This window comes from Terribacillus halophilus (assembly GCF_900101385.1).
Lineage (GTDB): Bacteria > Bacillota > Bacilli > Bacillales > Amphibacillaceae > Terribacillus > Terribacillus halophilus.
This window is the reverse complement of sequence record NZ_FMZB01000012.1, coordinates 34908-48750: the sequence shown is the minus strand read 5'-3', so window position 1 is coordinate 48750 and position 13843 is coordinate 34908. Positions and strand designations below refer to the sequence as shown.

The 13843-nt window shown below is 40.9% G+C and carries 12 protein-coding genes; 8 read left to right on the top strand and 4 right to left on the bottom strand.

Annotated features, from left to right (window positions below):
• The first annotated feature begins 5 nt into the window (after positions 1-5).
• Genes BLQ53_RS16605 through BLQ53_RS16575 form a run of 7 tightly spaced genes read left to right on the top strand, consistent with a single transcriptional unit; the run spans position 6 to position 8094 of the window.
• A complete protein-coding gene (locus tag BLQ53_RS16605) occupies positions 6-1499 on the top strand; it encodes an aminotransferase class I/II-fold pyridoxal phosphate-dependent enzyme (protein ID WP_093728435.1) in 1494 nt (497 codons plus the stop codon).
• Positions 1500-1559: 60 nt separating this feature from the next.
• The gene (locus tag BLQ53_RS16600; protein ID WP_093728434.1) at positions 1560-2807 is read left to right on the top strand and encodes a class I SAM-dependent methyltransferase; all 1248 of its coding nucleotides are present in this window, start codon (positions 1560-1562) and stop codon (positions 2805-2807) included.
• A gap of 1 nt (position 2808) precedes the next feature.
• Positions 2809-3498, top strand: a complete 690-nt coding sequence (locus BLQ53_RS16595; protein WP_093728433.1) for an ABC transporter ATP-binding protein — start codon at positions 2809-2811, stop codon at positions 3496-3498.
• Positions 3492-5633 carry an FtsX-like permease family protein gene (locus BLQ53_RS16590; RefSeq protein ID WP_093728432.1) on the top strand — a complete coding sequence of 714 codons (2142 nt, stop codon included), beginning with the start codon at positions 3492-3494 and terminating at the stop codon, positions 5631-5633. Before BLQ53_RS16595 ends, BLQ53_RS16590 begins: the two co-directional genes overlap by 7 nt.
• Positions 5634-5654: 21 nt before the next feature.
• Positions 5655-6866, top strand: coding sequence for a beta-ketoacyl-[acyl-carrier-protein] synthase family protein (locus tag BLQ53_RS16585; RefSeq protein WP_093728431.1), 1212 nt, complete (start codon positions 5655-5657; stop codon positions 6864-6866).
• Positions 6863-7552, top strand: coding sequence for a 4'-phosphopantetheinyl transferase family protein (locus BLQ53_RS16580; RefSeq protein WP_093728430.1), 690 nt, complete (start codon positions 6863-6865; stop codon positions 7550-7552). The genes BLQ53_RS16585 and BLQ53_RS16580 overlap by 4 nt, the downstream gene beginning before the upstream one ends.
• The gene (locus BLQ53_RS16575; protein ID WP_244499377.1) at positions 7549-8094 is read left to right on the top strand and encodes a DinB family protein; all 546 of its coding nucleotides are present in this window, start codon (positions 7549-7551) and stop codon (positions 8092-8094) included. Before BLQ53_RS16580 ends, BLQ53_RS16575 begins: the two co-directional genes overlap by 4 nt.
• 224 nt (positions 8095-8318) lie before the next feature.
• Here BLQ53_RS16575 and BLQ53_RS16570 read toward each other — a convergent pair whose 3' ends face one another.
• The 4 genes from BLQ53_RS16570 to BLQ53_RS16555 form a co-directional block, all read right to left on the bottom strand.
• A complete protein-coding gene (locus tag BLQ53_RS16570) occupies positions 8319-9290 on the bottom strand; it encodes an NAD(P)H-quinone oxidoreductase (RefSeq protein ID WP_093728429.1) in 972 nt (323 codons plus the stop codon).
• A 202-nt stretch (positions 9291-9492) separates the two neighbouring features.
• Positions 9493-10647, bottom strand: a complete 1155-nt coding sequence (locus tag BLQ53_RS16565) for a glycosyltransferase family 4 protein (RefSeq protein ID WP_093728428.1) — start codon at positions 10645-10647, stop codon at positions 9493-9495.
• A 9-nt stretch (positions 10648-10656) separates the two neighbouring features.
• The gene (locus BLQ53_RS16560) at positions 10657-11805 is read right to left on the bottom strand and encodes an NAD-dependent epimerase/dehydratase family protein (RefSeq protein WP_093728427.1); all 1149 of its coding nucleotides are present in this window, start codon (positions 11803-11805) and stop codon (positions 10657-10659) included.
• Between the two features lie 125 nt (positions 11806-11930).
• A complete protein-coding gene (locus tag BLQ53_RS16555) occupies positions 11931-13448 on the bottom strand; it encodes an FAD-dependent oxidoreductase (protein WP_244499376.1) in 1518 nt (505 codons plus the stop codon).
• A gap of 114 nt (positions 13449-13562) precedes the next feature.
• Between BLQ53_RS16555 and BLQ53_RS16550 the strand changes: the two genes are divergently transcribed.
• A complete protein-coding gene (locus tag BLQ53_RS16550) occupies positions 13563-13835 on the top strand; it encodes an acylphosphatase (RefSeq protein WP_093728425.1) in 273 nt (90 codons plus the stop codon).
• Positions 13836-13843: the final 8 nt, after the last annotated feature.

Sequence of the window (13843 nt, the reverse complement as noted above, 5' to 3'; positions counted from 1 at the left end):
GAAAAATGATTACCAATGAAAAGGTTTCCCAGATTATCATGCAGCATTTAGCCGATATTACCGGTTACGACAAGCTTGAGATATCATATACAAGTTCTTTGGTGAATGACTTGGGTCTTGATTCCATGATGATAATGGATTTTCATCGTCTATTGCTGATGGATTTTCCAGAGATTAAAACAATCGATTTGGAAGTTGTATTCCAGCAAGAGGATACTACGGTCAAAGACATTTCATTGCTAGTTCGCCAAGCAACAGGGATGGACGTTGATACAGGGTCCAGATCAATTATTGAAGATTTTCCTGAAATCCATGACTTTCACCAATTCTTACAAACGAAAAAGATGGTTCCGTACTTCAGGAAGAGTGAGGGAATTGCATCCAATAAGATTATAATCGATGGGCAAGTGCTTTTGAATTTTTCCACATACAACTACTTGGGTTTAAATGGCGACAGTGAAATAAACGAGACTGTTATAGACGCTATCGCCCGACATGGAACGAGTGTTTCCGGCAGCCGGCTATTATGCGGGGAAATAGGTATACACCGAGAGTTAGAGCGGAAGATTGCAGACTTTATCGGTACGGAAGATGCCATCATCCAAGTAGGAGGTCATAGTACAAACGTGAATACAATCGGGAATATCGTCAATGAGGAGGATTTAATTCTTCATGATGCATTATCCCACAATAGCATTATACAAGGTGCACTACTCTCCAGAGCTAAAAGAAAGCCGTTTAAGCACAATGATATGCAGCATCTTGAAGAAGAACTGAAGAAATTGAGAACTAAATTTCGCCGGACATTGATCATTGCAGAAGGCGTATATAGCATGGACGGGGATATATGTAATTTACCAGAGCTTATCCGGTTAAAAGAAAAATATAATGCAATACTCATGGTCGACGAAGCTCACTCCATTGGAACGATTGGTAGAAACGGGCGCGGTGTAACAAGTCACTTTGGGATCAATCCTGAAAAAGTAGATATTCTCATGGGAACACTGAGTAAATCGCTTAATAGCTGCGGGGGCTATATCGCCGGAAACAAGAAGTTCATCAATTATTTAAAGTATAACTCGCCCGGTTTCATTTTCAGTGTAGGCATGACGCCTTCCAATGCCGCGGCGGCTTTAGCTTCTTTGATGATATGTGAACGAGATGGTTATTTATTTGAACAATTAAAAACCAATTATACACATTTCCTGGAGGGGTTGAAGAAATTAGGTGCTGATACAGGGGAGAGCTCCCGTACCCCAATCATACCACTCATTACCAGGGATTCAGATAAGGCACTTGAATTCGCCGAGTCACTTTTCCAACAGGGTGTGAATGCAATGCCGATCGTTTATCCTGCCGTAAAAGAGAGCGAAGCTAGAATCAGGTTTTTCATATCCGCGGCCCATACTATTGAAGATCTGGATGCAGCCTTAGATATCATTCAAAAAAATATGCCCATCTTAACATCTGAAAAAGACATACTTACCATCAATCCATAAATTCATTGATAATAGATATTTTTCCCGTACATGTCTTTAAGTAAGGAGGGTTGTTTCTATATGGAGTTTAGTCAGTTGCAAACGAAGCGGCAAGCGTATAATACATCTCAATATCATAATAAAACAATTGAGAAATCACTTCGGATGAAATTTTTAATAGGAGCAGCCAAAACATTTGGCATCAGGAAGACTCCACTATTTCAGCTTTTGGTTTTTTCTAAGATTAAGAATTACATTAGATTCATGACGTTAAGACAGATTTATATGAATTTTGATCCTGCCAGTAGCATGCATGGTTTGGCCATGCATGCGGATATTTTTCAATCATTCATGGCATTGGCAAGCAATTTGGATTTAGTGTCCCAGCATGAAGACGGATCTTATACTTTGAATGAATCATATCTATTGGAGAGGGAAGAAGCACAAAAACTTCTCGATTTTCATGATGGGCACTATTCCAAAAGCGTAAGTTTATTACACAAAGATTATCTGTTCATAGAGAACTTGATATCAGCTGATGCAAAAAGCAGTTTAGGAAAAATTATGCATACGAAAGATATGCAGTATGTGAGGGAGGTATTGATGTACCTCAGCGAAATAAATGGTCTGAATTTATATTACAAAGTGCATCCCAGTTTTTCAGAAGAATTTTATACGAATCTAGGTGAATTAGCCTTTCATACGTATACAAAGGATAACTTTAAAAGATTTTTACTTGATAAAGAGTTTGAATCCGTATTGGACATCGGTTGTGGAAACGGAAATTATATTGATGTTTACCGAGAATACGAGAGTAAACAAATCATCGGTGTAGAACGTCAAGAAAAGGTTTATGAAAAGCTGAAGCTCAAGTATAAAAGTGATGCTGATATTGCTTTGTATAATGACGATATACTTGATATCCACTTTGATCAGCAGTTCGACATGATTAATATGAGCTACATGCTTTTCTACTTAACTTACGAACAGAAATTAGACCTCTTTTATAAACTCAAACAAATTCTGCATAAGAATGGCTGTATCGTTATTTGTCAGTATTATCCTGATTTCGAGATAAATCAAGAACTGATAGCACGACACAATAAGAAGTGGAACTTGTTATCCAGATATAAATTCGATATCTGCAATAGCATCCTTCAAGGTGAGGTACTTCTTAACAATATGCTGGCAGACTTTGCGCAGGCGGAACGTTGGGATATATTTTTGACATTATTAGATTCATGCGGGTTCCAGGTAAGTGCAATCACTCCTGCTGATGACACTTACTATTCTTACTTTATTACTATTACACATAAAAATGGAGGCTAACATGATTAAAGCTAATAATATCGTTAAGATTTATAACCAGCATAAACAGAATGAGTTAAAAGTATTGAACGGCATTGATTTGGATATAGCAGAAGGGGAATTGTGCACAATCATCGGCAAATCAGGCTCGGGAAAGAGTACACTGTTAAAATGCTTATCGGGACTGGAAGGAGTGACGTCTGGACAAATCTCGATAAACGATCGGGATATTCAAAGTTTTACAAGTAAAGAGACTAATGAATTCAGGAGACAGGATATTGCCTTTGTTTTTCAGGAATACAATTTGATAGATGACCTTACACTCCATGAGAATATATATTTGGAAAATGAGCCGACAGAGACAATCGAAAATTTAATTGATGTTTGGGATATTCGAAAAGCAATCAACCTATTCCCAATGCAATGTTCTGGTGGTCAACAGCAAAAAGCTGCTATACTTCGCGCTCTGGCAAAAGAATCAAAAATAATATTTTGTGACGAACCAACAGGTGCGCTGGACGGCAAATCTTCACAAGAAGTGTTGACAGTGCTTCAAGCCATACAGAAAAGTCATCGAAGCACAATCATACTTATCACACATAACGAACAGATCACGAAGATATCCGACCGGGTCATTACAATCCATGATGGCAATAAAATAAGTGATCGAAAAAATGTAAACGTCGAGTTGGCGGAGCTTTTGGAATGGTGAATCCGAGCGCGAACAAAAAGTTGAATAAACGTATATTAAGAAGAATCTCCAGATACAAATTAAAGTTATTGATACTTTTCCTCGTTGTCTTTGCAACAACTGGTATTTTCGTAAGCTTCTTTGTCGGCACCAGCAGTGTATTGAAGTCTGTTCATGAATTTAATAAAGACTTCGCAGTGGAAGACGGTATATTCATGACAGAAAATGAGTTGCCGGCATCGGATGATATATCTTATGAAGAAATGAAGTATGGCGAAGTACGATATGATGGCAAGACAATTCGTATTTTCTCTGTGAGAGAGAATATTAATAAGCATCAAGTAACAAGCGGGGAAGAATTACAAGAAGAAAATGAAATTTTATTGGATAAGAACTATCTAAAAGCAAATGAACTGGAAATCGGAGATACAATTGACCTTAACAATAGGAAATTGACCATTGTTGGTTCCGCGATCTCCCCTGACTACATAACAACAAAAAACAGCGATATGGTTCTGCAAGCTAATTCAAATAAGTTTGGAATAGCCTTCGTGGACAATCAAACCTTCCAGTCTCTTTTTGGTGAGAGTTTTTCTACTTATTATGCGTACTCTAGTGATCTGGATGTGCAAGATATTTCCGAGAAAGTAGAACCTGCTTATATTAATGATTCCAAAAATAATACCCGAATCCAGCAAGTTATCGGTGATGCGGAAGCACCCCGAGATTTGGCGTTATTATTAACATGTCTTTTGTATTTAATTGTAGCGGTACTTCTAAGTGTCTACCATTTCGAGGTCTCAAAGAAGGAATCGGGCAACCTAAGTACTTTTGTCAAGCTGGGATTTCGTAAAGCGACACTTTACAAGCATTACTTGACTGAAACAACAGTGACCCTCTTTTTAGCTTGGGTTACAGGTGGAATTGCAGGTATAGGGTTCATCGATACAATCAAGCAAATGAATAATCAGATATACAATTATCCCCTCTTAGAAACGGATTATTCGCTTCTTGCGCTATGTCTCATTGCATCTTTTGTTACTGTTATGGTACTGAACCTTGTCTTGGTTTATCGATTTTATATTAAACAGCGTAAGTTAACCAAAAAAAGGCCGAAATCGATCAACAAATCATACTCCAATCCGCTAAAGTGGATTCCTTTTTCATACCGGTACCGTTTAAAGAGGATCAATAGAAACAAAAGTGAGATGGTATTGTTTGTTTTGCTTATATTCTTTGTCGGTTTGCTTATTAATTTCTCATTCTTATTAAAAGATTCCGTAACCCAATATGTAGAAGACTTAGCAATCGAAAATACATTCGAAGAAGTACTATTTCTGGATCCATCCAACGAAGTGGAAGCGGAGGGCGAAGATTTCGAATTGTATAAGCTATATGATGAAGAAGGCATCACACAAAGTGTGTATCTCATAGGATCCGATTCAGAGCATTATGATTATGGTCTTACATTGGAAGATGGAGATGTCATCATCACAAAAGCTTACGCGGACAAATATAACAAAAACGTCGGTGATGACATAACACTGACCGATGTGTCGAATGAAAAACAATATAGTTTCCAGATTAACAAGGTGAATGCATCAAGTACGGTCAGCACCATCTACATGGTTTCTGACAGTCGGGACTTATTTGATGACAGAACGTATTCCACTCCTGCAGTGGCATTGGCTGAGCCGCATACTGACACTAATGATAGCCAAATCGAAGCGAAGCTGAGCCGAGATGAAATCATCACATCAGGAGAGAATATATTGAATGTGATAAACAAACAGATAAGCCTCATTCTGGCTTTAGCCATCGTTCTGCAATTCACCCTACTGTATTCTTTATTGGAGTTCAGCTTCCAGAACAGTGTGACATCAATCAAAACCTTAAAGCTGGAAGGCTATGGTTTACGGGATCTTATGCGAATGCATTTCTCCTTAAGTATACCGATTGCCCTATTATGCATCATCGGTTCCTATTATATCTCGAGGATCGCAGTACGAATCTTCCTGGATCAGATTATGTATGATTTCGTTAACTTTGTAAGTGTGACGGACAGTTTACTGATCATACTTTCAAGTAATGGAATGATTATTTTAATCTTCATATTCTTCTTACTTAGAATGAGACCAAGATTAAGAAAACTATAACAATATTCGGTGAAGGGCAGGATGATCGTGAAAAGAGTTGTCATAACCGGGATAGGCCTAGTGACGGCAAACGGTATTACCAGAAACCTTACATGGGAAAGTGTTTTAAATCTAGAGAACGGATTGGTTCCTTCACCATATGACAACACTGCATTTATCGGTCGTGTCGATGATCTGTTTAACGAAACATTGACTACGAAAGATAAACGCTATATGGACCGGTGTACGCAAATGGCACTGGTTGCATCCAGGGAGGCTCTCCAGGACGCAAATTTGCATATAAATGAAACAAATAGCGAGGATATTTCTGTTTATGTGGGCAGTTCGGTTGGAGGCATACAGGCTCTGGCTGATGAGTTTGGTACCGCAGCAGTAAAAGGTGTCGACCATATGACAATGCTTGTCATACCGCGAAATCTGATTAATATGATCCCAGCTAATATTAGTATCGACGCTAATATTACAGGGGAGACACTTGCCTATGCCAATGCCTGTGCCTCTGGAACCATTGCAATCGGAGAAGCTTTCAAGAAAATCCAGTCCGGAAATAAAAAGATAGTAATTGCCGGCGGGGCAGAGGCTTGTGTTATTCCTCAAGTGATTGAAGCATTCAGGAAATTGCGGGCACTAACCAATTCCAAGACTCTGGATCAAGCAAGTGTACCTTTTTCAAGAAATAGATCTGGATTCGTGATGAGTGAAGGTGCTGCATTTTTGGTACTGGAAGAGATTGAACACGCAAAAGCACGTGATGCCAGTATCTATTGCGAGATAGAAGGGTATGGATGCACTTCCGATGCAAAATCATTGTTAGCTCCTGATCTTAACGGTGTGAGTCGATGCATGGCCAATGCCCTAAAGGACGCTGGTGTACATGAAAGTGAAGTTGAATATATAAATGCACATGGTACGTCCACAAAACTGAATGATTCTACGGAATCAGCTGCCATTCGAATGCTATTCGGCGATACACCATACGTGTCATCAACCAAATCGCTCAATGGTCATGCCTTGGGTGCAGCGGGAGCCATTGAAGCAGCTTTATGCTCGATGATGATCAAGAACAGAAAACTGATACCAACCATAAATGTGACAGCAGATGCTATAGATGAAGGCATCGATATCAATCTTTTACTCAATAAAACGAAACAATATGAAGGTGGGAAAGTATTAACAAACTCTTTTGCATTTGGAGGACATAATGCTTCATTACTATTAGCTGATTATTCATGAAAATATACTGTCTCAAAATTGACCTGGATGAAGATAAGGAATTTACTGAAACTGATATGCTGATGGAATACAATAGTCTGCGATTAAAGTGTGTTAAAAACTTAGAGAGAAGGCATCATATTATCTATGGTGACCTTCTGCTGCAGTACGTAGCATACTATGAGAGAGGTATACACCCAATCACCATTTATCATGGCAGGCATGGAAAGCCTTATATTAGAGAAGGGGGCTGCTATAATATCTCCCATTCAGGTAATTGGATCCTTTGCGCATATGACGAGCTGGATGTCGGTGTGGACATCCAGCCTTATGTAGACTGCAATGCAGATCTAGCCAAGCACTACTTTGCAGAGGAGGAATCAGCCTATTTAGCTGGGCTAACCGGCAAAGAACAAATAATTTACTTTACGGATACTTGGACTTTCAAGGAAAGCTATATAAAGACGAATGGATTAAGTATATTTGATGTGAAAAACGATAACTTTGCAGTATTTCGTCCGAATTATTTTATCCCGGGTGATAGAATCATCCAAAACAAGAGATATCATTTTGTGCGCGGCTTCCTGGAGGATTACAGCTGGTGTGCCATGGGAGTCCATTGTTTTAATGATTACAAGCTGACGCGATTGAGCAAGGTGGAACTAATTCAGGGGGTGCGAGATCTCCATTACAGGAGTTTAAAATGAGAAGCGATCATATGCAAATGCATTTTCAAACAATTTATAAACAAAGAGAGGCTTTTTTTGCTGAAAATCGCAATATCCAGGATACGTTTTGGGAAAGACCAGTAAGTGATAAGTGGTCTTTTGGAGAGACATATTATCACTTATATTTGATGATCAAGCGGTTCAGGCAATTGAACAGGATTTATTTACCTGCTGCTGTGAAGTTAGCGAGAATGAAGAAGCGTCGATCATTCTCCGTATTCAGCAAAGATATTTATCAAGAGTATAAGCAAAAACATCATAGACCGATGAAAGCGCCTTTCTTGATAGTACCGCCAAAAGAGATACAAAATCGCCTGAGCAGTAACCAGCTGCAAAGCAATATAACAAAGGAAACAGAACGTTTAAGGGACATGCTGGCAAGTATCGAGGATAACATTGCAGGTCATATAAGATATCCAGATCCAATTGCGCACAATCCGAATTTGATACAATGCATACATATTTTGGCTATCCATGAAATGCATCATTTTAAAATTTCGGAAGCATATTTGAAACTATAATTGCTTGTAGCGTATTATACAGCTGAATGTTACTTATACGGAGCACGAAGAGACGAATAGGCAACACAAGTTTTCTTTTTATTTTCTAGTTAACATAATATATATTATCGGAAGTAATTACAAATTGCCGTTTCATATCTCAAAACCTAAGTATTCTTGAGATATTGAGACGAAATTTAAAAATCAGACTGCACAACTAGTTTGCTGCGCAATCCGATCGTAAATTAATCTGCTACATGTAATACTATTTTGCCTGTGTTCTTATTGCTTTCCATATAATCATGTGCATCGGCGATATCTGCCAATCGGAATACTTTATCGACAATCGGTTTAATAGCTTGTGATTCAAATAACGGCAATACATTATCGATTAAGTCGGCTGTCAATTTCGCTTTATAATCGTTGCTTCTTGTGCTTAGTAACGTTCCTTTCACATGTAAGCGTTTTGCCAGAAACGGTGTTATCGTTGCATTTTTAAGTTCTGTCCCGCCTAAGAATCCAATCAGTATCAGTCTGCCGTCTGTTTTCAAGGTTTTGATATTCTGATCCCAATATGATGCGCCAATAAAATCTAAAATGACATCAGCGCCCGTTTTAGCCAATGTATCAGCAAAGTCTTCTTTTTTATAGTTGATTGCGATATCAGCGCCAAGTTCTTTGCAGAAATCAAGCTTTTCCTGGGATCCAGCTGTAACTGCAACTGTTGCACCTGCTTGTTTAGCGAGCTGGATGGCTGCAGTTCCGACTCCGCTTGCGCCGGCATGGATCAAGACGGTTTCTCCCTGTTTCAATTCACCTAGCCAATGCAGCGTCTGATAAGCTGTCAGGAATACTTCCGGTACGGCTGCTGCTTGTTCGTAGCTCAAATGCTCCGGAATCGGCATAGCGAGCTTGCTGTTGAGGACGGCGTATTCTGCGTAGCCGCCGGATGGAATCAATCCGAAGATGCGGTCTCCTTTTTCCCAGCCGAACGCTTCCTCCCCTGCTTCTTCTACTACTCCAGCTATTTCCAACCCTAAAATGGGATCAAAATCACTGGATGGATAATTTCCTTTTCGTTTTTCGATATCGGCGCGGTTAATAGCTGTTGCTTTAACAGCAACGAGAATTTCGTCCGGTTTTATCGTTGGTTTATCGGTTTCTTCAAGCTTTAGTTGATCAGTGCCGCCAAAACCTTGTAGTGTGATTGCTTTCATATCTAAAACTCCCTTTCTGCTTTTATTGTCAACCTTTACGGAAAAAAAGTAAATAAATCAGCACTATCCAGAATGGTATTGCCAGCAAGCTCCCAATAAACAGTCCTTTGAAGAATTTCATGCTGCTGCACCTCATTTCGCGTGCTTTTTCTTATTGTTTACCATATGATAAAATTCCTAAACATGCAAAAACCCGGCTCCGTCATCTGGAGCTCGGGTCTTGCACTGTTTGATATACGGGGTATCTTGCTTGGATGGTCGCTAAGTAGAAATCGAATAATTCGCTGGAAGCATTCGTCCAGGAATGCTTTTCCGCTTCCATTCGTACATTCTTTTTCATTATTGCCACCGATTCTTGGTCATCGAGTTTACCGACTGCCTTGCTCATGCTCGTGACATTTTCATTTTCGAAGAGGAAGCCAGTCTTGCCCTCTTCTATCTGTTCTAATGTCGGTCCGCTTTTAGCTGCTATGACAGGAATACCGGAAGCCATTGCTTCTAAAATGACGAGACCGAGCGTTTCGGTTATGGATGGGAAAACAAAGGCATCAGCGGAGGCGAATGCCCTTGAAAGCTCTTCTCCATGGAGAAAACCTGTAAACAGTGTGTTCGTCCCTTCGAATACTTTCTCCAGTTCTTTTCGGGCAGGTCCATCGCCGATAATAGCCAAAGCCAAGTCGTTTCGTTCATCCAGTAATGGCCGAATCTTGTGGATTTCCTTTTCGATGGCCAGTCTTCCAACGAAGATGAGCAGTTTTTTACTGCAATCGCCTTGCAAAAGCCGCTTGCGCATGCTTTGGGAATAATAGTCCGGATGACGTTTCTCCACATCCACGCCCCTGCGCAGGACATGCATCCGTTCAAAGCCATGCTCGTCAAGCTCCTCTTTAATGGCTGCAGATGTACACAAATTCAAGTCAGCTGTATTATGAAGCTTACGGAAATGCCACCAGAATAATGGCTTCAAAGGTTTATAAAACTTATAATAATCCAGGTATTTCGGTATATGCGTATGATAGGATGCCAATAAAGGCAATCCCTTCTTATGCGCATAATAGATTCCCGCTACTCCGACCAGGGCTGGATTCGCCACATGCACAAGATCCGGCTGGTGCTTTTCCAGCAAGACTTTAATGCGTCTTGTCGGCAAGGAGAACTTTTTGGAACGATAAAATGGCATTGTTACCGTTCCAACTCCTTCAACAAGAGCGCCTTCGTATTCGGTAACACCTAAATCCGGAGCGATGACAACGACATCATGCTTTTTGCTGCGAAGGAACTTGATTGCTTCCGTGAGCCGGGTGACAACACCGTCAGTCGATGGCAGGAATGTCTCGGTGATAATGACGATTTTCACCGTATGCTCCTATTTCCACGTAACCGTCGGAAGCACGTTTTCTTTGATTACGCGATCTTTATGTTCGATCGCAGTCTCCAAAATGCCTCGTAGCACGTCATCTGTAAGAAGATTCGGTTGGAGGCCGAGATCTCGAAGTCGTGTATTCACCGCACTGTAATAATGCTCTTCAGCTTCCACCCGCGGATTATCAAGAGATGTGATGTGAGGATCAAGACCTTGTTCCCGGCTTACTTTCTGTACTTTCTCAGCAAGCTCTTTCACAGAAAAACTTTCCGTGAATTGGTTGAATACCCGGAACTCCCCGGCATCTGCTGGATTTTCGGCAGCGATTTCCACGCATCGTATCGTATCTGTAATATTCAAGAAGCCTCGTGTCTGTCCACCGCTGCCATAGACTGTGATGTCATGACCGGTAGCTGCTTGAACGAGGAATCTGTTCAGTGCTGTCCCGAAGACACCATCATAGTCGAAGCGGTTTGCCAATACCGGATCTTGCTTTGTTTCTTCGGTATGAAGACCATATACAACTCCTTGGTTCAAATCAGTTGCTCGGATGCCCCAGATTTTGCAGGCAAGCATGATGTTGTGGCTGTCATGCACTTTGGATAAATGATAAAAAGATCCCGGCTGTTTCGGGAATGGCAGCTTATCCTTTCTGCCTTTATGTTCAATCTCGATATATCCTTCTTCAATATCGATATTCGGGGTACCGTATTCTCCCATCGTACCAAGTTTGATCAGATGACAAGATGGGGCAAATTCCTTGATTGCAAAGAGCACATTCAAGTTACCGATCACATTATTCTGCTGCGTATAAACCGCGTGCTCACGATCGATCATGCTGTACGGAGCTGAGCGTTGTTCTGCGAAATGTACGAATGCATCAGGCTGAACTTGACGGAATACTTCTGACAGGAAATCATAATGATTCAAGTCGCCTATGTACGTCTTGATTTCCTTACCGGTCTTCTCTTTCCATTTTGCGACCCGCTCTTCCAAGGAATAAATTGGTGTGACGGAATTGGATCGTAGTTCTTCATCATACTTGCGTCTTACTAGGTTATCGACGATTGCTACATCATGACCTTGCTTGGACAAATAAAGCGCTGTCGGCCATCCACAAAAACCATCTCCACCAGCTACAACAATTTTCATGACTCATCCCTCCTGTGACATCAATATTTCTTGGTACGTTCGTTAACAATTATATGCTAACGGTGCTGCAATGAAAAACAATATGGTGTTAAGGAAGATTTGAGAATGTGTAAATAAACATGGTGTTAACCATTAAGCCCGCGATCCAATTTTTTCAAAGGCTTTTTCGCTGGTCCTTCGATAACTTCACCAGTTCCGGTAAAGCGCGATCCGTGACAAGGACAATCCCAGCTAGATTCGGCACTATTCCAATTCACTTCACATTTCATATGCGTGCATGTCGTATCGACTTGATGTATTTCGCCGCTTTTGTCTTTATAGACACCCAGCAGTAAACCATTGAATCGAACCTTAGTCGCTTCCCCTCGCTTCAGATGCGGAATATACTCGTAAGGCTGTTCCAATTTACCAATCACAAATTCCTTTGCCACTTCCATTACATTCTTAGTTACACTACCCAAATCCGGGTCGGCATGAAACCTCGATGGCTGATAAATATTTTTATAGCGGCTGATGCCCGAGTCGATGAGCGACGTAATTTCCAGGCCGGCAACGATACCGCTTGTCATACCCCATTTACGAAAGCCGGTGGCGACAAAGATATTGTCCTTGCCCTTGCTGATGTATCCGATATATGGGAGATTGTCCAATGTGACGGTATCCTGTGCGGACCACATATAAATCGGTGTTTCCGTATCCAAATAAGCTGCAAAGTCCGTCAGTTCTTTATAATACGTTTCTTCAGGATATCCTTCTCCTGTCCGGTGAGACTCGCCGCCGATCAGGAGCAAAGTACCATGTTCCTCTGTTTGGATGCTGCGGACGGACCGTGTAGGTGTGTCGGCATTGATGTACATGCCGCCCGGATAGGTATTCTTTGGTTTAGCGGCTACAACATAAGATCGATCTTGATATAATCTGGCAAAGTAGAAGCCCTGTCCATCATAAAAAGGGAAATGGGAGGCTACAACGACTTTCTTACACGTTACTTTCAATCCGCTTTTTGTTACGACGATCGGATTTTCCCCTTCTTCAATCGTGTCGACCGGCGTTTCTGTATATACTTTCCCTCCATTTTCGAGGAACACTTGAAGCAAACCATTAAGGAATTTCAATGGGTGATACTGATACTGTTCCTTCATGATCAATGCCTTTTTCACTTCATAGGGAAGCGGTATGGTGTCGGACAGCTCCCCTTGAATTCCAAGCTTTTGATACGCCTTATATTCTGTCTCCAATTTTTTGACGTTCTGCTTTTCCTTCGTATAGATGTAAGCATCCTGTTTTGTCAGATTACAATCAATGTCATGAGCTGACGTTGTCTCTTTGACAAAACTGATTGCGTCCATACATGCTTCATAATGCGTCTTGGCAGTATCCATATTGAAATGCTGGATATATTCATCATAAATCAGCCCATGCTGTGCTGTGAGCTTTGCTGTCGTATAGCCGGTCGTTCCGCTATAAAGACTGTCTGCCTCGAGAATGGTCACTTGACGCCCTTTTTTAGCTAACATATATCCCGTAACGATACCGGTAATTCCTCCGCCGATAATGACAATGTCACTTTCCGTATCATAACGGAGCGAATCAAACTCTGGAATATCTGTCTTTTCGCGCCAATAACTTTTATTATGTGTCATCATTAGCCTCCATGTGTTGTAATAACACCATTTTTGCCAAAGAAATGCCGTGTTAATCAGATGTTTTTTGTATACGCTATCAGGGAAGACTTTTTGTAAGGAGGCGGTATAGGGATGAAATGTGTACAAATCGTGGTTGGTGGCAAGGTCCAAGGTGTCGGTTTCCGGTTATCTGCAGCAGAAATAGCCCGTAATCTTGATTTAGTAGGATTTGTGCGGAATGAAGCCGATGGCACAGTTCAAGTGAATGTAGAAGGGAATCCTGAGCATGTGGAAAAGTTCATCAGCGAAATCAGGAAAGGTCCTAATCGGTTTGTGAAGGTTAGGAATGTAGATGTACTATACTTAGACAAACAGCAAGGTTTTGAACGTTTTGAAGTTAGATAAAGCCCGGC